This is a genomic window from Neobacillus sp. NPDC058068, assembly GCF_042885335.1.
Classification (GTDB): Bacteria; Bacillota; Bacilli; order Bacillales; family Cytobacillaceae; genus Neobacillus.
This window is the reverse complement of the sequence record NZ_JBHVSI010000021.1, coordinates 1-21,190: the sequence shown is the minus strand read 5'-3', so window position 1 is coordinate 21,190 and position 21,190 is coordinate 1. Positions and strand designations below refer to the sequence as shown.

General features: G+C 39.9%; 21 protein-coding genes. 1 reads left to right on the top strand and 20 read right to left on the bottom strand.

Annotated elements, in window-relative coordinates; genetic code table 11:
• Window positions 1-13 precede the first annotated feature (13 nt).
• The 11 genes from ACFVSW_RS21955 to ACFVSW_RS21905 form a co-directional block, all read right to left on the bottom strand.
• Window positions 14-1,003: a fumarylacetoacetate hydrolase family protein gene (locus tag ACFVSW_RS21955; RefSeq protein ID WP_387318749.1), complete on the bottom strand. Its 990-nt coding sequence runs from the start codon at window positions 1,001-1,003 to the stop codon at window positions 14-16.
• 88 nt (window positions 1,004-1,091) lie between these two features.
• On the bottom strand, window positions 1,092-1,571 hold the full coding sequence (locus ACFVSW_RS21950; protein WP_387318748.1) for a flavin reductase family protein: 480 nt from the start codon (window positions 1,569-1,571) through the stop codon (window positions 1,092-1,094).
• 60 nt (window positions 1,572-1,631) lie between these two features.
• Window positions 1,632-2,585 (bottom strand): VOC family protein, encoded by a 954-nt coding sequence (locus ACFVSW_RS21945; RefSeq protein ID WP_387318747.1) that lies wholly within the window; start codon window positions 2,583-2,585, stop codon window positions 1,632-1,634.
• Window positions 2,586-2,652: 67 nt separating this feature from the next.
• Window positions 2,653-3,846, bottom strand: coding sequence for an acyl-CoA dehydrogenase family protein (locus ACFVSW_RS21940; RefSeq protein ID WP_387318746.1), 1,194 nt, complete (start codon window positions 3,844-3,846; stop codon window positions 2,653-2,655).
• 54 nt (window positions 3,847-3,900) lie between these two features.
• A complete protein-coding gene (locus ACFVSW_RS21935; protein ID WP_387318745.1) occupies window positions 3,901-4,554 on the bottom strand; it encodes a GntR family transcriptional regulator in 654 nt (217 codons plus the stop codon).
• A gap of 156 nt (window positions 4,555-4,710) precedes the next feature.
• Entirely contained in the window at window positions 4,711-5,556 is an 846-nt protein-coding gene (locus ACFVSW_RS21930; RefSeq protein ID WP_387318744.1) for an alpha/beta fold hydrolase, read from the bottom strand.
• Window positions 5,557-5,972: 416 nt separating this feature from the next.
• Window positions 5,973-7,169 carry an MFS transporter gene (locus ACFVSW_RS21925; protein ID WP_387318743.1) on the bottom strand — a complete coding sequence of 399 codons (1,197 nt, stop codon included), beginning with the start codon at window positions 7,167-7,169 and terminating at the stop codon, window positions 5,973-5,975.
• Between the two features lie 458 nt (window positions 7,170-7,627).
• Complete coding sequence (locus tag ACFVSW_RS21920) at window positions 7,628-8,092, bottom strand: flavin reductase family protein (RefSeq protein ID WP_387318742.1); 465 nt, start codon at window positions 8,090-8,092, stop codon at window positions 7,628-7,630.
• Window positions 8,093-8,108: 16 nt separating this feature from the next.
• Window positions 8,109-8,390 carry a hypothetical protein gene (locus ACFVSW_RS21915; protein WP_387318741.1) on the bottom strand — a complete coding sequence of 94 codons (282 nt, stop codon included), beginning with the start codon at window positions 8,388-8,390 and terminating at the stop codon, window positions 8,109-8,111.
• Between the two features lie 27 nt (window positions 8,391-8,417).
• Window positions 8,418-9,839, bottom strand: a complete 1,422-nt coding sequence (locus ACFVSW_RS21910) for a radical SAM protein (RefSeq protein WP_387318740.1) — start codon at window positions 9,837-9,839, stop codon at window positions 8,418-8,420.
• Window positions 9,832-10,575 carry a prolipoprotein diacylglyceryl transferase gene (locus tag ACFVSW_RS21905; protein ID WP_387318739.1) on the bottom strand — a complete coding sequence of 248 codons (744 nt, stop codon included), beginning with the start codon at window positions 10,573-10,575 and terminating at the stop codon, window positions 9,832-9,834. Before ACFVSW_RS21905 ends, ACFVSW_RS21910 begins: the two co-directional genes overlap by 8 nt.
• Window positions 10,576-10,785: 210 nt before the next feature.
• Here ACFVSW_RS21905 and ACFVSW_RS21900 point away from each other — a divergent pair, with 210 nt between their 5' ends.
• Complete coding sequence (locus ACFVSW_RS21900) at window positions 10,786-11,340, top strand: GNAT family N-acetyltransferase (RefSeq protein WP_387318738.1); 555 nt, start codon at window positions 10,786-10,788, stop codon at window positions 11,338-11,340.
• A 12-nt stretch (window positions 11,341-11,352) separates the two neighbouring features.
• Here the strand turns inward: ACFVSW_RS21900 and ACFVSW_RS21895 are convergent, their stop codons facing one another.
• The 9 genes from ACFVSW_RS21895 to rny all read right to left on the bottom strand — a co-directional run bounded on the left by ACFVSW_RS21895 (window position 11,353) and on the right by rny (window position 20,775).
• Window positions 11,353-11,553 carry a hypothetical protein gene (locus tag ACFVSW_RS21895; RefSeq protein ID WP_387318737.1) on the bottom strand — a complete coding sequence of 67 codons (201 nt, stop codon included), beginning with the start codon at window positions 11,551-11,553 and terminating at the stop codon, window positions 11,353-11,355.
• A gap of 96 nt (window positions 11,554-11,649) precedes the next feature.
• Window positions 11,650-12,195, bottom strand: a complete 546-nt coding sequence (locus ACFVSW_RS21890) for an outer spore coat protein CotE (RefSeq protein ID WP_024028281.1) — start codon at window positions 12,193-12,195, stop codon at window positions 11,650-11,652.
• A 449-nt stretch (window positions 12,196-12,644) separates the two neighbouring features.
• The gene (locus ACFVSW_RS21885) at window positions 12,645-13,100 is read right to left on the bottom strand and encodes a YlbF/YmcA family competence regulator (RefSeq protein ID WP_387318736.1); all 456 of its coding nucleotides are present in this window, start codon (window positions 13,098-13,100) and stop codon (window positions 12,645-12,647) included.
• 1 nt (window position 13,101) lies between these two features.
• The gene (gene miaB, locus ACFVSW_RS21880) at window positions 13,102-14,646 is read right to left on the bottom strand and encodes a tRNA (N6-isopentenyl adenosine(37)-C2)-methylthiotransferase MiaB (protein ID WP_387318735.1); all 1,545 of its coding nucleotides are present in this window, start codon (window positions 14,644-14,646) and stop codon (window positions 13,102-13,104) included.
• 191 nt (window positions 14,647-14,837) lie between these two features.
• Window positions 14,838-15,704, bottom strand: a complete 867-nt coding sequence (locus ACFVSW_RS21875; protein WP_387318734.1) for a 2-oxoacid:ferredoxin oxidoreductase subunit beta — start codon at window positions 15,702-15,704, stop codon at window positions 14,838-14,840.
• Window positions 15,705-17,441, bottom strand: coding sequence for a 2-oxoacid:acceptor oxidoreductase subunit alpha (locus tag ACFVSW_RS21870; RefSeq protein ID WP_387318733.1), 1,737 nt, complete (start codon window positions 17,439-17,441; stop codon window positions 15,705-15,707).
• A 447-nt stretch (window positions 17,442-17,888) separates the two neighbouring features.
• Entirely contained in the window at window positions 17,889-18,149 is a 261-nt protein-coding gene (gene spoVS / locus ACFVSW_RS21865) for a stage V sporulation protein SpoVS (RefSeq protein WP_003211281.1), read from the bottom strand.
• Window positions 18,150-18,306: 157 nt separating this feature from the next.
• Complete coding sequence (locus ACFVSW_RS21860; protein WP_387318732.1) at window positions 18,307-19,104, bottom strand: TIGR00282 family metallophosphoesterase; 798 nt, start codon at window positions 19,102-19,104, stop codon at window positions 18,307-18,309.
• Window positions 19,105-19,212: 108 nt separating this feature from the next.
• On the bottom strand, window positions 19,213-20,775 hold the full coding sequence (gene rny, locus ACFVSW_RS21855) for a ribonuclease Y (protein ID WP_387318731.1): 1,563 nt from the start codon (window positions 20,773-20,775) through the stop codon (window positions 19,213-19,215).
• Window positions 20,776-21,190 lie beyond the last annotated feature (415 nt).

Sequence of the window (21,190 nt, the reverse complement as noted above, 5' to 3'; positions counted from 1 at the left end):
GTGAATATAGGGTCTACTTGGAATCAATCAGACTTTTTTCTTTATTCATGACTACTTTGTTCATTTGTTCTCCCAAATTGATTACACCATCCGCACTTTTAATTTGACAGCGAATGATATCGCCATCTTTTAAGTATTTTCCACTTTTTAATTGATTTTCCACCAATAATTCTAGTTTCTGTTGATAAGGAATCGACAGGTTTGCTATGATTGAATTTACCTCTAGAGTAAGATTTAACGCTACCCCTCCTGCAGTTCCAGTTAAAAGCAGGTCCCCTGGCGATAAATCTATCACTTCTGAAAGGTCTGTTAACGTTTCGGCCGGTTTATAAAGAAGCTGGTTGGAGTTAGCGGATTGCCTTAGTTCATCATTCACCCATAGATTAAGCTCTAGGTCATTTATGAATGGCAGTTCTTCCTTATCGAGCAGGTAAAGATAAGGACCTGTTGGACAAAAAGTCCGATAGCTCTTTCCCTTTAACCATTGACCTTGAGGAAGTTGAACATCCCGTGCAGAAACATCATTTACAATTACTAAACCGGCTATATACTGATGAAGATTTTCATTAGTTACATCTACAGCTTCCGAAATATCTGCTCCAATCACAAGTCCGAGTTCTAATTCATAATCCAGTAATTTTACATGAGGAGGTCTCTTGATTTCACTGTATGCCCCAGATAGTGAACTATCAGCTTTGCTAAATATCATGTTATATGGAGGTCTGGATGCTTCCATTCCTGTCTCGGAACGATGCGTGGAATAGTTAACCCCCTGACAAATAATTCGTGCCGGCTTTGTTACCGGACTTAATATAGTCACTTCATTAAACGGAATGGTTTCAACATTTATCTTTGCTTGAATCGATTTTGCTTCCTCTTTCCCTTTTTCCAAAAATTCAGCTAAACTCGCATATGTATTTTCAAGAATAAGTATTTCCTCTCCCGATAGAACACCCCATTGTTCTTGGTTTTCTTTTTCAAATCTAACAACTTTGATTCCCATTTTGGCACCTCCAGATTTTTTTTACACTAAAGACTCCTAACCGTAAGAAAAGGAGTCTTTCCTATTATTAAATTACAAATGATATTACTTAAATAGTAACTGCCGTTTCTTCGGCAAGTGCCCGGTATCGTCCACTGTAAAAAATCAGAGGTTCTGCATCTTCTAGGTGAATATCGGTAACTTTGCCGATAAAAAGCGTATGGTCGCCTTCTACATGTTCCGCTGAAACTTCACAGGCAATTTGTGCAACAGCACCAGCCAAAACTGGCTTTCCATCAAGACGATCAAATGCCACTTCACGAGGTTCTTTTATCTGTCCCGCAAAAATCATCGACAGTTCTTGTTGGTGCGCAGCAAGAATATTTACTGAAAATGTGTTACTTTGTTTTATTTTTTCAAGAATGCGAGCATTTTCACCTATAGAAATGACAACTAGCTTTGGACTAAGTGAAACAGACATGAAGGCATTAGCTGTCATTCCATGCACATCACCTTCCACATCTGTAACAATAACGGTTACACCTGTTGCAAATTTCCCCATCGCTGTGCGAAATTGACGATCATCCATTTTCTTGTTCCCCTTTCTGTTTTTATAATATGTCAAAATTCTACTATTCTATTAAATCTATTATGCCTCAATTGTTGGATTGTTTTCTGGAAGCGTATCCATTTGATCCCCCCAGAAGGTGAAACCGATATCCATTTCATCTACGGTCCACTCGATTGGTTCCCAATCAGGTTCAAAGATTAAATATCCATTTGTGAATAATTCCACGCGCAGTCCGCTTCCAGGATCAATCGCATAAATATACATTGCTTGAGAAATACCGTGTTTACCAGGTCCTTTGAAGAAAATATCATGTTCTTTTAGAATATCTGCAGCTCGTAGAAGGTCTTGGGCATTATCTAGCCAGTAAGATATGTGATGAATTTGATGTGTAGTTGGCGCGAATGGGTCATGGCTGACGGCGATATCGTGTACTAAAGGTGTAACACTTAACCAGGCGCCAACTAAAGAATCATCAGGTGCTTTTACGTACTCACGCATTTTAAATCCTAATTTTTCTTGAAGATAATCTGAAATGACATTTGCTTTCAATGATGTTAAGAGGTTGACATGATCAATTCTTCTTGGTGAAACACCGCGTGCCCAGGATTTATAGGTTTGATTTTTTAATACGGAACGTCTAGATGGATCAGCTAATGTTTTTTCCATGTCATAATAAATTTCAAAGCGATGCTCACTAGGCAATTGAAAACGAATGGCTCTTCCCTGCCCTGCTTCCTCCCCAGCTTCAACCCATGTTACTTCGGTACCGGCTTCCTGCAAGAGGTTAGCAAAACCTTCTACGTCTTCAGGACGTTTTGCCCGCCAAGCAATATGATCAAGCTGTGGTTTTTCGCCAGCTTTTACGGAAAGGGTATGGTGTTCGAAATCTCCCCAAGCGCGTAAATAATGGGTACCGTCTACTACTTCTGTTTCCTCTAAACCAATCACTTCTTTATAAAACCAAAGTGACTTTTCAAGATCTGTCGTAATTAATGCAACATGTCCTAACTTTGCGATTTCAGGTAAACTCATCCAAATTGCCTCCCTTTATTTTTGAATAATTTGAAAACTATTGACAAGCTTAGTTCATTTTAATCAATTAAACAAAATAAGTATTCGGTTCCTGTCCACAAAGGACTCTTCCATACGTTTCAATCAAACTTGAAGGTGTGATGAAACCGTGTAAATGCATTGTTAGGAAATCTCGATAGACTATTTGAAGTGAGTTTGTATCATAGGTAAACATCGAGCCGACACCAGCTACTAAGAGATCAATTGCTTCTTTACATAATTGATTAACATAGCCAAAATCAGCTTTCACTTTAATAATTTCGGCCGTATCCATTACCTCTCCTCGTTCAGCATATGCGTCGATTTTGTCGACAGCTCGATATAGATGAAGCTCAGCGGAGTCAATTTTAAGTTGTGCTTGTGCTACCTGGTGGTGTGTTACAGCTGCTTCGCTTTGTTTTCTATAGAAGGTATTTCCGATACCTGCCTTTGGGAGTCTTTCCATATATAAATCCATTGCCGCCTGAGCGAGTCCTAATGCAGGTGCAACAATTGACAATGTAAGCGACGGTACAAAGGAAGAACGATACAATGCAACATCTTTTAACGGCTCAATTAAATAGTGGCCTTTGCTTGCTAAGCGGTCCAAAGATACATGGTGATCAGGGACAAAGACATTTTTGATTTTGCAGCTATTACTGCCTGAACCTTTTAACCCCATTACATACCAGTCGTCAAAAACTTCTAATTCGTCACGTGGAATTACCATAATCGCCATTTCTACGCCGCCGTTATCATCTACGATTGGAAAACCAAAGTAACACCAATCAGCATGCGGGCTTCCTGATACAAACGGCCACTGTGCTTCCTCTATATAATATCCGCCGTCAACTTTCTTGATATCACACTTAATAGGTTTAAAGTTCCCAGCTAAAACGACATCTTCTCCCGGTTTATAAATTTCATTTAATGCTTTCTCTCCAAAGGTATACGAAATCATATAATCTCTAATATTACTTAGTGCAACAAACCAGCCTGCAGACCCATTGCCTCGGGCAATTTCGGTTACAACCTCTGTATAAGTGCGCATATTTGTCTGAAAACCGCCAAAAAGATAGGGACGTAAAACTTTTAATGTACCTTCTTTTTGCAAATCCTCAATAATGGTCTTAGGTAATGTATTTGTTTTTTCAATTTCTTCACTATATTCCCGTAATTTCGGGATTAAAGACCGGGCCTTATCCACCAATTCTCTTTTAGTTTCCAGCACACCCTGTTCCATAAAAAATTACCTCCCGCAAATTGGATTTTTTCCTTTTCTTCTCCATAATCATGACTAGTTAAACACTCTCTGTTTTATTTCTATGTTCTGATATTTTTCCCCTACTATCTGAGACACCCGGCGCATATGCTTTTCCATCAATCTTTTTGCCATCTTACTATCTTTTTCTCTCAGACTATAGTAAATAATCCAATGCTCTGTTTGGGATTGTTTTCTGCGTCCATCAGTAAATAAGTCTTCCGGATTCCCAACAAAATTCAAGTAATCCCAAAGCTGATTGGCTAAATTAAACGTGTAGGTTAACTTGGAAGCTCGATAAATTGTCCGGTGAAAATCAATATTCAGGCTGGAATAATCATCGGCTGACAGCTTTGGATTATCCATTTTCTTTAAGGTTGCTTCCATATAATGAAAGTCTTCATCAGTCAAATGTAAGGCTGCTTGCTCCGTCATCAATGCATCAAGATTTGCACAAACCAATAAGCGCTCGATAACTTCATTTGGATCTGGTCTTTTAACATACACCCCTACTTGAGGAATAATAGTAAGAAACCCTTCTTGCTCAAGCTTCGACAATGCCTTGTGGATTGGCGTTCTGCTAATATTTAATATTTCAGACAGTTCATTCACATTGATAGCTGCTTCCGGTTCCCAATTGCCCTCAATAATTTGTCTTTTAATATAACGATAAGCCTTATCTATTTTCATGTTCATACACCTTCGATTCTCAAGTATTCTTGTTTTATCCCTATATTATGGCATTTCATTAGTAGAAGTCTACCAACTATACAATATGCCGCCATATTTATAGGGAATCAACGGTGTATTTAGCAAGTACTTTAATGCTTCATTTTCATAGTCTTTCTATAGTTCACCGTTGAAAAAATCCGATGTTAGTTTGATAAATCTTTCTTTTTGCTCTACTTGTGCCCAATGTCCACAACGCTTAAAGATGTGAAGTTGGGCATTTGGCAAATGATCCATTACAAATAGACTGCTTTGAAGCGGTACAAATCGATCTCCATGGCCATGAATTAGTAAAATAGAATGATCCATTTGTTTTAGTGCGGATGGTGGAACAAGCATATCGGTTAAATGTGATTTCGAAAAATTTTCTTCATAGGATCTGCGGACTTCTGGCTTCAAAAATAACTCCAATCGCTCCGCAACAATTGCCTCAAGCTCATCTTCTAGAACGCTTTGATCATATAAAAACCAGCTTAATAGATTTTTAAATGCAATTGGATTTGGATCCTTATGGAAGTTTGCTAATTTTGCAAGTTCTGGAGTTGGTTCTGTCAAGCCTCCGCCTGCCCCCATTAATACAACACGGTCAAACCGCTCCGGAGCATACATGAGAAGATGCAGGGCAATGACCCCTCCTAGAGAGTTACCGACTAAATGTGCTTTTTCAACCCCTAATTCGTCCATTAATGCTAGAACTTGTTTGATCCTTTCATTCATCCATTCTGCCCCATTTTTCGGGTAGGTTTCAGGATGGTCAGTGTTGGCAAATCCGAATATGTCTGGCGCCACAACATGAAAATTCTCTTTGAAATGTGGTAATATGTGCTGCCAATTTGACTTTGCACTTACTCCAGGGCCGCTGCCATGTAGAAAAATAATCGTTTCCGCGGATGGCACACCGCCTTCATGGAAAAATGTTTGATAGTCTCCTGTTTGAGCTTTTCTAGATAAAATTTCCACCATTCTTTTATAACCCCACTTTTCAAAAATAATTTAAAAACTCCTAGGTCACCCTAACTAAAATTTTAGTTAGGTGTTTATAATGTGAAAATAGTGGTAAATAACCAAAGTAAAGCGCTTTCTTACCTTGACTATAATTTTACATCTGAATATTTCACTTTGTCAATAAATTATAAATATTTTTAATTTATGCTGTGTTAAAGCACAATGTTGATTAGAGTGGAAGGCGCGAGACTCCTGCGGGAGCAGCGGGACAGGTGAGACCCCGCAGGCGCTTTAGCGCCGAGGAGGCTCACCGCCCGCCCCGCGAACCGCTCGCGCCTGGAACGGAAATCAACATTCACTTTTAACAGAGCCTTAATTTAAAGAAGCTAAAATGACAAAAATTCATTTCATCATTTTAGCTCTATTTTACAAATTTATTGACCTACTTTAACTTCCAAATCCCTTTTTGTAACCCGCACTGACATCGACCAAATCAATGCCAACACTATTAATCCAATCGCACTTACAGCTAACGGAAATCTACCAATATCCTGTTTAAATAAGGTTTGGATAAGCTGAAATCCAAAAGGGCCCAAGATTCCACCGAGACCTTGACCTACAACGACTAATCCCACGGCTGATGCACCAACAGGGGAAAGTTCAGAAACTTTAGTAAAAACACCTGGGAGACCGATTCCCATTGCAAAGCCTCCTACAAGACTTCCAACAAAAATCATCGTTAAATTTGGGGAAAAATAACAGACGGCCATGCCTATTCCCGTTACTAAAACAGCGACCGGTAAGTAATAGTTTGTAAGTCTGTGTTTTATTTTTCCAAATAAGAACCCCGCAAGCAGTGTTCCAAATGTAAAAACTGAGATTGCCAGACCAGCCTCGGTTGCATTACCCAATTTATCGGCTTGAATGACAACGGAAATATTCGTGACATAGCCAAAAATCAAACCGGAATATAATACCTGTCCTAAGCATACCCAATAGATTGCTTTCGGTAATTTAACCTTTTGGCTAGGCGCTGATCCTTCTGTTTTAGTATGCTGTTTCTTTTCAGGCTCTGGAAGATAAAGGATTGTAACAGCTAGTATCCAGATTGGGAATAGATAGGTTAAGAAACCATAGTGCCAGCCAAAAGAATCTGCTAAAATTCCACCAACTAATTGAAAGAAGATCGCTCCAATACATGCGATAGTTGAAGTTCCAAAGCCGATTAAGAAATCCCTTTCTCTGCCATCAAAGAAATCGGTAATCACATCTACCGATAATGGCATAGTGATTCCAACACCAAGCCCTAAAATACCTCTCATTACAATAATCAATGGTAAACTATCAATAAATGTAGGGAGTACTCCACCGATAATAAATAGGCTTAAGCCGATAAACAAAAGTGTCCGCTTCTTGAAAATTTTGGTGAGTTTGCCGTAAAAGAGTGCCGGAAATATTTGAATTAATCCAGGAAAGGTCGCAACTAGCATAACGATGGTCGGGTCATATTGTGGAAATGCCTCAATAATGTCCGCCATTATTGATCCGGCTACCCCTGCAGCTACATCCTGGAATGCAAGAATGACAACCAAAAACTTGAGGAAATTTCTGCTGATTGTTTTTACTGCCAATGAATAAACCTCCCTTTATTCAATAAAATCAAAACGGTGAATGTGGAAAATAACAAATGAATCCGCTTTCATAAAAATCAAATGTCTGAACCGGGTCTATCGCTTTTGTTGGCCATCAAAAACAATAGACTAAAATTCCAGTTGAAATCCTAGTAAAATTTTAACATAATAAATTTTACAATTTTGAATCCGTTTTCGGTAAAAAAGGCGCCTTTCTTTACTAACTGTAATTCTACATAGGTAAATATTACTTGTCAACGTATTCTGAATATTTTTTATTTTTAAAAATTAAGTATTATTTTACGAAAACACAGAAAAATGCGCTGAAAAATTCAGCGCATTTTTTTGTAATCCTAATTCAAGTAAAATTTTACTACTAATCTTAAAAAAATGGATAGCTTTTGTAAAATCGCAATTAAAAAACCATAAAAAACTATCTAACTGTCTTGATTCTTCGATTAATCCCCTGCCAACCGTCGATATTTTCCACGATAATAAATAAGTGGTTCAGAATCTTCAACCCGAATGTCCCTAACCTTGCCAATAAACAACGTGTGGTCCCCTTCAACATGTGCAGCCGAGACTTCACAGGAAATTTGCGCCATTGAATTTGGCAACACCGGAACTCCGTTTAGATGTTCGAACACCACTTCTTGGTGATTTTTTACCTGCCCGGCAAAAATCATTGATAGCTCTTGCTGGTCAGCAGCAAGGATATTAACGGAGAATGTCCCGCTCTGCATTATTTTTCCCAGCATATGTGCCTTTTCCGCAATCGAGACCACGACAAGTTTCGGATTGAGTGAAACGGACATGAAGGCATTGGCGGTCATACCATGAATATTTCCGTCAACCTCTGTCGCCACGACTGTTACCCCTGTCGCAAATTTGCCCATCGCATCTCGAAATTGACGATCATCCAACATGATAACCTCCTTTTCATCCACCCAGATTTGTGATTAAGATTCCAAAGCAGGCGGTAAATAACAATATATTTAACCCGAGACCAATTAATGCCCCTTGCCCTAACCGGTTCCTTTTCTTCGCGAAGCTTATGATAGGAATCAGAATTAAACCAATGATTGCAATACACAAATAAGCAAAAAAGATAGATGCAAACATAAATAATATTAATATACCTAATAAGTAAATTCCAAGAGAGATTCCAATCCCAAGCCAAAGGTCTTTTAATGATCCATCTTTCCCCTTATTCTGATCCAATAAATATCCCTCCTATCCGAATAAATACTATTCCACTTGCATGAAAGTTCGCCCTTCAAGCTCTGCCTGAATTTTCTTAAGCTCCTGTTCTTTTTCATCGCGATAAAATAAATTGTACGTATCAAACGGAATGATGCGGCCATCTGGATGGGCAATATGAACACATGATTTCTTCACAGAGCGGACATCGAAATTGTAGGCGTCTAAAAACTGCATGATAATTACACGGAATACATTGTCATAGCCAATTTGGCTAGGCATAGCGACTTTCGGCAGACAGCATAATAAATCCTGCAATGATAATGCCGACGAATCTGGTGAGTGATTTAGCGAAAACAGTTTGAAGATCATATTTTTAATATTGTCATCCTGCTCAAATACAATCGTATTCCGTTCCCCTTCTAAAAGTATTTTCGGATCAATTAAACCTGTTAACGGTGTGACGTCACCATCTTGTTTTAAGGCGTATCCCATCGCCAGGCAATCTGGGTGGCAGGGAACAGGGATGATATCCTTTGGTCCAAATACATTCGATTGGTCAATAATCATCTGCCGCACTTCACTCAGTGTTAAGCGATTCGTCGATGGGTCGTATTCTTCCAATCTCCCGGCCGCTTGGATGGGCTGGAAGGTTACTCCTCGCACACATTTCTGCTGCAGGCCATACTGAATGATCTTTCCAACTTCATGATCGTTTAATCCTTTTTTCAGTGTCACCACCAGGGTAGTGGAAATATTATACTCATTTAAGTTCTCGATCGCTTTTTGGCGGATGTCTCGTAAATCTACACCTCTTAATTCTTCAAGGGCTACCTTTTCAAAGCTATCGAATTGCAGGTAAATTTCAAAGCCCGGAGAGTAATTGGCAAGCCGTTTCACAAATTCCTTATCATTGGCAATTCGAAGTCCATTCGTATTCACCATTATATGCCGGATCGGTCTTGATTTTGCCATATCGAGAATGTCAAAAAACTGCGGGTGAATCGTTGGCTCGCCGCCGCTGATTTGAACGATATCTGCATGCCGTTCATTTTTTATAATATTATCGAGCATAAATTCAATTTTTTCCAGACTGCGGAAGCTCCCTTTTTGCGGGGAGGATTCTGCATAGCAAATCGGGCATTTTAAATTGCATCTCTCGGTTATCTCTAAAAGCGTCAAGCAGCTATGCTGTTCATGGTCGGGACATAGTCCACAATCATATGGGCAGCCATACTTAATCGGTGTATTCCAGCGATAAGGCATTTCCGAAGGCTTAATAAACTCGCGGCACCATTTATAATAATCAACATCAGTCGAAATCAACACTTTCTCCCGCCCGTGCTGCATACAATTCTTTACCAAATAGACTTTTTCATTTTCGATAATGACCTTTGCTTCGACTTTACGCAAGCAGGTTGAACAAATACTGTTCGTTAATTCATAAAATAAATAAGGACGGTTAGGCATGGACTTCTCTCCTTCTTTCTGTTTGTTTTTTATTAATCAACCAGAGGTAATACGTGATACCCAGCAAACTTGCAAGCTGTATGTTATTAAGTATCCAGTAAGGGTGCGGCGTTGGCTTTATAAAGTCAATCATCAAGCGAAACGATAAATAACTTAGCATGAATAACTGGAATAATAGCCCTTCCCATCCAACTTGTTTTCTTTTCATTTGATAGAGGACAATAATGAGAACAAGCAAGAAGAAGTTTTCGTATAACTGGGTGGGATGCCGTTTAATTCCATCGCCGAAGTCAACACCTGTAAACCAAGTAGTAGCCACACCGTATGTATGATCATCTAACCCCGTTAAAAAACAGCCGATTCTCCCAATCATCATCCCCACTGCTAAGGGCAGAACAAAATCATCTCCGGTCGAACGTGTCCAGCCAATTAGTTTTTTGGCTGTTTCTACACCAATTAGTCCACCTAATAACCCGCCGACAATCGTTTTGCCTTCTAGAAGGTAGATAAAGTTATTCCAATTTTCTATTGTCTTTCCGGGGTCCTCGAACCAATAAAGAATCTTCGAACCAAAGGCTGCGCCTAATGTGGCTCCAACCACCACCCAAAGTGCTTTATCCATCGGGATTCGTTCCTTATTTCTCGTAAATAAATACACTCGGAAGCCGATAAAGTAAGCTAGTGCTTCTAATAACAGATGCGGATGGATTCCAAATATATAGAAAGGGAAATTCATCTTTGTCTCTCCTTTCTAAAATCGAGCTATGTTTCTATATTATCAGAATATTAGAAAGAAAACTTCTATTTAATTAACTTTTTTTACCTTTCATAGAAACGAAATACAGCTGATAAACACATTAATGATAATTTGCTATTGACTTAGATTCCTTTCTATGAGGAAAATAAAGTTAATACCAACCATTATGATTAAAAGTGAGCTGATACCGTGAATTTTCCTGTTTTAGAAACAAAAAGACTAAAATTAATTGAATTAACAGATCAACATGCTAATAGCCTTTACGAGATTTTCTCTTTAGAAGAGGTGACGCGGTTTTATGGCACCGATCGGTTCACTTTACATGTTGAAGCATCCAGATTAATTGACATGTTTCACAAGAACTTCCTTGAAAAGCGAGGAATCCGCTGGGGAATCAAGTTAAAAGAAAATCAAAGAATCATTGGAACGATTGGTCTGAATGGCTTGCAGCTAAAAAATAAACGCGCCGAGATTGGCTATGAACTCCATCCTTCTTTTTGGAGGAGGGGGTATACCTCAGAGGCAATAAAAGAAGTGCTCCGCTTTAGCTTTCATCAATTGGAATTGTATCGAATCGGGGCCGTGGTTTACCCGGAAAATCAGGCCTCCATCAATTTGCTTATGAAGCTGGGGTTCACAAACGAAGGTTTACTGCGCGGTTATATCCAGCAAAATGAACAATTTCATGATACCCATGTGTTGTCTTTATTGCGGCCAGAATGGGAACAAAGCCAGGAAGAATGATATCCTGGCTTTTTACTGTTCAAAATATGCTTTAAACTCTTTTGGATCTTGCGGTTCTTTTTCATGATAGTAGGGGTTATTTTCTACAGCATCCTTTGGGTCAAGATTCGTTTTAATGACTAACATGGGGGAAGTCGGACTTTCTGCAATCATTCGATCATTTAATTTATCAAAATCAGGCATCTTTCTACTTCCAGGCTGTCTTGGTTCCAATGTTAAACACCTCCTAAAGTTAAGGTGCTTGTTTTCCGTAAAAAAATTCGCTGAATAAAAGAAAAAAACTAGGAAGTAAAAACCTCCTAGTTCATGTTATTCCTCTTCTGAGCCGACTAAGAAATCGGGATTTAGTTCTTCGAATTCTTCGTCGTCTACATCCATTCCCCATTCATCGTCATCGTCTTTGAGTCCTTCAGGATTGACGCGAACGCAAATCTTTGTCTCACCGATTACTTCAACAAGAAATTCTCTTTCGACATGGACGATGATTCGATTACCATTTGGGGAGATGACTGCTTCGCAACAATTTGGCTGTTGCAGAACCCGCGCAACAATTTCATTGTCATCGATACAGTCTGGATCACGATACTTTAACTTAATGACATCTGTATATTGAACACGTTCAGTTACCACTTCTGTTTTGGTATTATCATTAAATGAGTACCAAACGTTGATGTCATACGAGCCATGTATCTCTACAGTCTTGCCGACTTTTTTCGCGTTATATTTATGGTTGATGATCCAACAGCCAAGAATACTTGTCGGACTATGTGCCGGGCTTATCGTATGATTGGACTGGGTGAATTTCTGTCCTTTCGCTACTACCGCCTTTGCTAATATCTCTCTATATTCTCCCATTACGCGCGAACCCTCCTCATTCAGTTTCATTTCATCCTATGCTAATTTGTAGACTAGTGTGAAAAATATTTTTGTGAATACTGGTTAAATGTTTAGTCATAGTTCATTTTATGCGGGATTTAATGGTGTGTGCCTTGTATGCCTGTACTTAAAACGGAGGGAACCATGATTAGAAGTACTCTTTAGGGATTTGCTTAGAAAGGTTTAATTAATAAAAGGCTGTGTTAAAGAACATGCTTGATTTTGAGCACAATGTTGATTGGAGTGGAAGGCGCGAGACTCCTGCGGGAGCAGCGGGACAGGTGAGACCCCGCAGGCGCTTTAGCGCCGAGGAGGCTCACCGCACGCCCCGCGGAAAGCGAAGCGCCTGGAACGGAAATCAACATTCACTTTTAACACAGCCTAATAAAAAGAAAAACCAGGCTTCGTTAAAAGCCTGGCTCAAGATTTTAATGTTCGTGATCGCAATCGTCGTGGCCATCGCATGCCCCGCCGCCATTCTTCATGCTAGAACCTGTTTCACCCATTAATACGTCTCCACCCGTTGAAACAATAATTTCATCGGTAACCGTATTAGAAATGGTTGAAGCAATCAACTGCAGCAGTTCATTTACTTCTAATTGAGATTGCTTGAAATCCTGAACAACAGGAATTTCATCTAACTCCTGCTCAATGGAAGCGATTTTGTCTTCTACCTTTTTTAATGCTTCCGGTTTTCCGTAGTGCTGCAGATTTACCGCTTGTTTTTGTAATCCTTTAATATCAGCAATTAACGTCTTCACCTTTTGATTATCATGAATATGAGCTTCAGCCCGTTTGAAGAAGTCCACTTCCTCAGTTTCTGCAATCATCCGTGCTAAATCCGCAGCACGAGCGACGATATCGTCTTTTGTATACTTCGCCACTTTATTTCACCTCTACCGGTTGTAATTCTTCGACCATTTCTCCGTTTAATGACCATGTTTTTGCTTGGGTAATTTTCACTTTGACAATTTTGCCAATTGCTGACTTTGGAGCAGCAAAGTTTACCAGCTTGCTTCTACTGGTATACCCAGCAAGGACTTCAGGGTTGTTTTTGCTTTCCCCTTCAACAAGAACGTCAACGATTTGACCTTCATGCTTTTTCATAGCCTCTAAAGAAAGTTCATTTACAAGCGCATTTAAACGCTGTAAGCGTGCTTTCTTTACTTCCATTGGGACATTATCCTCCATTTTTGCAGCTGGAGTACCTTCCCGCGGTGAGTAAATGAAGGTATACGCCAATTCATAACCAACCTCACGATAGAGGGACATCGTTTCTTCAAACTGTTCATCCGTTTCGTTTGGATAGCCAACGATAATATCTGTTGTTAAGGCAACATTCGGAATCGCAGCTTTAATTTTTCTCACAAGCTCTAAATATTGTTCTCTTGTATATTTACGAGCCATAATTTTTAACACATCTGTTGACCCTGATTGAACTGGTAAATGGATATGATCCATTAAATTGCCGCCTTTAGCAAGGACTTCAATTAATCGGTCATCAAAGTCTCGTGGATGGCTAGTGGTGAAACGAATCCGCGGGATATCGATTTTACGTAAATCATCCATCAACTCACCGAGACCATAGTTTTCAATTTCTAGGTCTTTACCATACGCATTAACATTTTGCCCAAGGAGAGTGACTTCCTGGTAGCCTTGTGCTGCTAATTGACGTACTTCATGGATAATTTCTTCAGGACGACGGCTTCGTTCCTTCCCACGTGTGAAAGGGACGATACAGTACGTACAAAATTTATCACAGCCATACATGATATTAACCCAGGCTTTAATCTTGCCACGGCGTACTTTTGGAAGGTTTTCAATGACATCGCCTTCCTTTGACCACACTTCAACAACCATTTCTTTTGACATATATGCCTCATTCAAAATGTTTGGTAAGCGGTGTATATTGTGGGTACCGAAAATCATGTCCACCTGCTGGTACGTTTTTAAAATCTTGTTGACAACAGATTCTTCTTGTGACATACAGCCGCAAACACCTATAAGTAAATCAGGCTTTTCCAGTTTTAATGACTTTAAGTGGCCAAGCTCACCAAAAACTTTGTTTTCGGCATTTTCACGAATCGCACAAGTATTTAAGAGAATAACATTCGCATCCTCCGTGCTGTCTGTCGGCTCATAGCCTAGAGCTAAAAAGATCCCCGCTATCACTTCCGTATCATGTTCGTTCATTTGGCAGCCATAGGTACGAATATAAAACTTTCGACCTTCACCCATTCCACGGAATTCTTCAGGAATCGCAAAATCATTATGATATTTTACTTCTTCTTTACCACGTTTTTTCGCTTCTTTTAAAGAAGGTGCAGTTATAACCTGCTCAAAGTATTTGCTGTAATCCTTGGCGGATTTTTTGTCCGAAGAATTGGCAGCTTCAACTAGGTTACTATCTAAACGTTGTTTTTCATTCATTGGGATAAATCTCCTTTCAACCGAATTAACGTAAGCTTCTATTAAAATAAATAATGTAATTTATTACCTTTACTATAAAAGTAAAGGAGTATGTGCCCTATCTGCACATTATAATAGTATAAAGGTTTCAGCGGGTGAAAACAATAGAAAATCCCGGGGAATTGATCCCCGGGATGTTTAGCTTTTTATGATTACATAAATTCAGCAACTAATTTATCAAAGTGTGCTTGATCAAGGTTTAATTCTGAATCTACCAACGGTTCTTCGGAGTATCCAGTCAATAATTCTTGATAAGAAGGACGCTCATTGTTTTGGTAAATAAGTCCAGTAACTAAGCCGTTATGCTTCATTAATGTCTGCATCGCCATTTCACGGTTTGACGAGTCATATCCTTCTACATCACCAAGCTTTGTTAGATTTTCCTTAAACCAATCATATGTGTTGACCTTATTATAGGTTACACATGGGCTGAACACATTGATTAAAGCGAAACCTTTGTGGTTGATACCCGCTTCAATTAATGCTGTTAGGTCTTTTAAATCGGTCGAGAAACTTTGTGCAACAAAGGTTGCTCCTACTGTTAAAGCCATTTCCATTGGGGAAATCGATTGTTCGATTGATCCCATTGGCGTGGACTTTGTTTTAAATCCTACCGCGGAACGAGGAGATGTTTGCCCCTTTGTTAACCCGTAGATTTGGTTATCCATGACAATGTAAGTGATGTCAATATTACGACGAATCGCATGAATGGTATGCCCCATCCCAATTGCATAACCGTCACCGTCACCGCCTGAAGCAATAACTGTCAAATCACGGTTGGCCATTTTAACCCCTTGGGCGATTGGAAGTGAGCGACCATGAATGCCATGGAAGCCATATGAATTAATATAACCAGAGATACGGCCTGAACAGCCAATTCCGGAAACTACTGCTAAATTTTGTGGTTCTAAACCAACATTTGCTGCCGCACGCTGCATTGCCGCTTGTACGGAGAAGTCGCCACAGCCAGGGCACCAGTTCGGTTTCACATCGTTACGAAAGTCTTTAAAAGTGGCCATTTAGAACAACTCCTTACATTTTGAATGAACTTCGTGTGGTAGAAATGGATTTCCATCATATTTAAGGTATTTAGTGATTTTTTCAGCATGTCCAACATTCATTTTCATAATATTTGCCAACTGACCTGTTGCATTGTTTTCCACGACAATTACTTTTTTCGCAGAACGAACAAGTGGAAGCACCTCGTCGGTTGGGAATGGATGAATTAAGCGAATTTGTGCATGATTTACTTTCAAGCCGTCTTTTTCTAAGCGAATCATTGCTTCTTCAATCGCCCCACGAGTCGAGTTAAAACCAACGATTAACAAATCGGCCTCTTCGTGTGGTGCATTCTTATATACAGGTGTATTAAAACGAATACTTTCAACTTTACGGAAACGTTTATCCATTTGGGCAATCCGATTTGCTGCCGATTCAGATGGTTTACCCGTTTCAGCGTGCTCAACACCAGTAACATGGTGAATACCATTTTTCATCCCTGGGATCGTCCGTGGTGAAATACCATCTTCCGTTACTTCATAACGTTTGAAATAACCTTTGTTATCAATCTCTGGAAGTTCTTCAGTTACGAGCTTACCGCGTCTAATTTCCACTTTAGAAGCATCAAGCGGCTCAACTGTTTGTTTTCCTAGAGATAATTGAAGGTCGGATAATACAATAACTGGACACTGATATTCTTCAGCTAGGTTGAACGCTTCAGCCGTATCATAGAAAGCTTCTTGTACAGTACTTGGAGCCATAACAATCTTCGGAATTTCTCCATGTGTACCATAAATCATTGCCATTAAATCTGACTGTTCTTGTTTTGTAGGTAGCCCTGTTGAAGGACCGCCACGCTGTGTATCAACAATAACAAGCGGAGTTTCCGTAATACCAGCCAAGCCGATTGCTTCCATTTTTAAAGATAAGCCAGGACCTGAAGAAGCTGTAATCGCACGAACGCCGCCATAGCTAGCTCCAATTGTCATGGTACACGCTGCAATTTCATCTTCTGTTTGGATAACAGTCCCGCCAAGTGCAGGTAACTTCTTAATCAAATATTCCATAATATCAGAAGCAGGTGTGATTGGATATGCAGCCATGAAACGGCAGCCGCCAGCTAGCGCGCCCAGTGCAATGGCATCATTACCAATCATATACATACGGCGCTTGCCATCGGCTTTTTCAAGAACCATTGTTGGCACATTTGCCTCCATTTGCTCTTTCATATAATCATAGCCAGCTTGAATGGCTTCCATATTTTTCGCAACAACTTTGTCGCCCTTTTTGCCAAAAATCTCGCGGACTACTACTTCAAATACCTGAATATCTAGGTCTAATACTGCAGAAGTTGCACCGATTGCTACCATGTTCTTCATTAAAGAAGTTCCTAGTTGAGTGGCAATTTCCGTAAATGGAACCGCATACAACGATGCCAAAGTATCTTCTGGTTTTTTTGGATTGAATTTTGAATCAGCTAGGATTACTCCTTTGCTATGAAGCTCTTGGTAATTTACATCGATGGTTTCTTGGTCAAACGCAACAAGTATATCCAGATCATCAGAAATCGAACGAATCTCTGTTGTACTTACTCTGATCTTATTGTTTGTATGACCGCCTTTAATTCGAGACGAAAAGTGCCGATAACCATACAAGTAATATCCCATTCGATTCAGTGCGATTGCAAAGATTTCCCCCGTACTTTCAATACCTTCCCCTTGTTGTCCGCCAACTTTCCACGAAAGTTGATTGATCATGACTTACACCCCTTTGGATATGTAAAAAATAAGTAGTTTGAATCTTCTTATAGTGTAGCACTTTTCCGAGTACATCGCTATTTTTTACGCTTTAAAGACTAAAAGCAATTCCTCAGATATGTACTAAACGCTTACAATTCTAGACCTATGCTCTTAAAATTGCAACCCTTTGGAGCGAAATATTGTCTAAAATATGAATATTTTTTTATTATTTGAAATCAGCTTTTTTTCAATTCGAAAAAGTAAGGCAGCATAGGGGTTTGAACATACGGTCTAATGCTATTTAACCTTATTAGCCGGCAATGAATTTTCCTTTTTCGCAATTTTTCATTATATATCAGAATAGTATATTTATAATTAAATAACGAGAAAAAACCCGCTTGTAGATACACAACAAGCAGGAGATTAAGAAATCGTTTTAAATGACTTATCAATAGTCTATCTCTTTCACCGCGGCTCTACGATAAGCTTAATGGCTGTGCGTTCCTCCCCATCAATTAAAATATCGGTAAACGCAGGGATACAGATTAAATCAACTCCGCTAGGTGCTACAAATCCTCGTGCAATTGCTACTGCCTTTACGGCTTGATTCAATGCACCCGCACCAATTGCCTGTATTTCTGCTGCACCTCTTTCACGCAGAACTCCGGCAAGTGCACCAGCTACAGAATTAGGATTAGATTTTGCTGAAACTTTTAATATTTCCATTCCTAGCTCCCCCTTAGAAAATCCCGATCCCGCATGAGCAGTTTCATGAACACAAATCAGGTTATAACATTCCACTGCTACTATATTCAGTTGTCAAGTGACATATTCCGGCTTGGACAAAAAAAAGCAAAAGAAACCTTCCATTGGAAGGTTTCTCTTAACTATATAATGGATGATCGTCGTTGATTAAAATGCGCTCCATTTTCTTACACTGTCCACTTTTTCTATCAAGTTCGATATAAACTGCACTTAGCTGATTACGGCCCGATTTTGCGACCTCAAAGCGTACAGGAAGGCTAGTAAGAAACTTGGTCAATACTGCCTCTCTTTCTACTCCAAGAATGCCATCGTAAGGCCCCGTCATCCCTACATCAGTTAAATAGCCTGTTCCCCCAGGCAAGATCCGGCTATCGGCTGTTTGTACATGTGTGTGTGTCCCGACAACAGCAGATACTCTGCCATCAAGATACCAACCCATTGCCTGCTTTTCGCTCGTCACTTCCGCATGAAAATCGACAAAAATGAATGGTGTTCTTTCTTTAGCTATTTCAACTAATTCGTCAGCCTTTCTAAACGGGCAATCCAAAGGAGCCATAAATGTTCGCCCCTGCAGATTAATAACCGCCACTTCCAGCTCATTTACTTTAAAAAATGCCAATCCTTTACCAGGAGTTCCTTCTGGAAAATTCGCCGGTCTGACCATATTTTTCGCCGAATTGATAAATTCAAAAATCTCGCGATTATCCCAGGCATGGTTTCCAAGGGTTACAGCTTGTGCTCCATACCCTAAAAATTCCCGGTAAATTTTCTCCGTAATTCCTTTGCCTCCAGCTGCGTTTTCCCCATTAATAATTGTAAAATGCGGCCGGTATTTCTCTTTTAATTTTGGCAGATATTCCTTCACCATGTCACGGCCTGGTGAGCCGACGACATCGCCGATAAAAAGTAGATTCATTTGATTTCCTTTCGTCAAAAAAATATTTATTTGTTTAAATTGTATCACAAATCCCCGGTCTTTAACCGAATCAGAGCCCAACAAATAAAGCGGTGCTTTCGCACCGCTTTATTTCGCGTATTCAACAGCCCGTGTCTCGCGGATGACTGTTACTTTAATATGTCCAGGATAATCAAGCTCTTCTTCGATTCGCTTACGGATATCGCGTGCTAATCGATGTGCGGCAAGATCATCTACCGTATCTGGTCTTACAATAATACGCACTTCACGTCCAGCTTGAATTGCAAAGGATTTCTCAACGCCTTCATAGGATTCAGAAATCTCTTCCAGCTTCTCAAGTCGGCGAATATAGTTCTCAAGAGTCTCGCTTCGTGCACCTGGTCTTGCAGCTGATAAGGCATCTGCTGCAGCAACAAGAACGGCGATAATCGATGTTGGTTCTGTATCTCCATGATGGGAGGCGATACTATTGATTACCACTGGGTGTTCCTTGTATTTCGTTGCAAGTTCAACCCCGATTTCTACATGGCTTCCTTCCACTTCATGGTCAATTGCTTTCCCAATATCGTGTAGTAAGCCTGCGCGACGAGCTAACGTTTCGTCTTGACCAAGTTCAGCGGCTAGCAAGCCCGAAAGCTGTGCCACTTCCATTGAATGCTTTAAGACGTTTTGTCCGTAGCTAGTACGGAATTTCAAGCGGCCAAGAATTTTAATCAGATCTGGATGAAGTCCATGTACCCCCACTTCAAAGGTGGTTTGCTCACCCACTTCACGGATGTACTCATCCACTTCGCGTCGTGATTTTTCTACCATTTCCTCGATTCGTGCAGGATGGATGCGCCCATCTTGGACCAATTTCTCAAGTGCTAAGCGGGCAGTTTCGCGACGAATAGGGTCAAAGCCTGATAGAATAACAGCTTCAGGAGTATCATCAATAATCAAATCAATTCCCGTTAACGTTTCAAGTGTACGGATATTACGTCCTTCACGGCCAATGATCCGGCCTTTCATTTCGTCATTCGGAAGGTTGACGACAGAAACAGTCGTTTCCGCTACATGGTCAGCAGCGCAACGCTGGATTGCCAGCGAAAGAATTTCCTTTGCTTTCTTGTCGGCTTCTTCTTTTGCACGATTTTCGCTTTCCTTAATCATTATCGCCGTGTCGTGAGTAAGTTCCTGCTCCATCTTGTCAATAATGATTGTTTTCGCTTCCTCGCGCGTTAGGCTCGATATTCGTTCGAGTTCAGTTTGTTGCCTTCTTACCAACTCGTCCACTTTGCTTTCCATCTCTTCAATATGCTGTTGTCTTTGGTTTAGAGAATCATCCTTCTTTTCTAAAAGATTTTCACGCTTATTAAGCATTTCTTCTTTTCGATCTAAATTCTCTTCTCTTTGCAGTAAACGGTTTTCTTGTTTTTGCAGTTCATTTCTTCGTTCTCGAACCTCACGTTCAGCTTCTGTTCGAAGCTTGTGAATTTCATCCTTTGCCTCTAACAGGGCTTCCTTTTTTAATGCATCAGCATCACGTTTCGCATCTTCTAGAATCTGCTCTGCAGCATTCTTTGCTCCTGCTATCTTTGCTTCAGCAATGGATTTACGAATAAAATAGCCAACAACGGCACCGACGAATAGGCCAAGCAAAATGGAGATGATAATAGTAATTGTGTCCATCGTTACACCTCCTCTTGCTATGAACTTGTGTTACATTTTTTAAGTGTCGGCATGTACATTGTTTAGACTCAACATACAGCAAGCACCAAGGCTTTTTCGAATTGTAATATTTCCAAAAATGTAAAATATACATGTTTAATTGTAAAGGTGGGAATATTCATTGTCAAGGCTTTGTCCAATTGGCTTTTTCAAATATTTAGAAATCCCTTTATAAATTCGTTGGTTCAATTACCTTTTTGTGAATAATTATTAATTATAGCTTATAAATATTCTTTTTATTAAAAAAGCAAAACCCAATTTCGGGCTTTGCTTAAATTAATGGCTCTGTTAAAAGTGAATGTTGATTTCCGTTCCAGGCGCTTCGCTTTCCGCGGGGCGGGCGGTGAGCCTCCTCGGCGCTAAAGCGCCTGCGGGG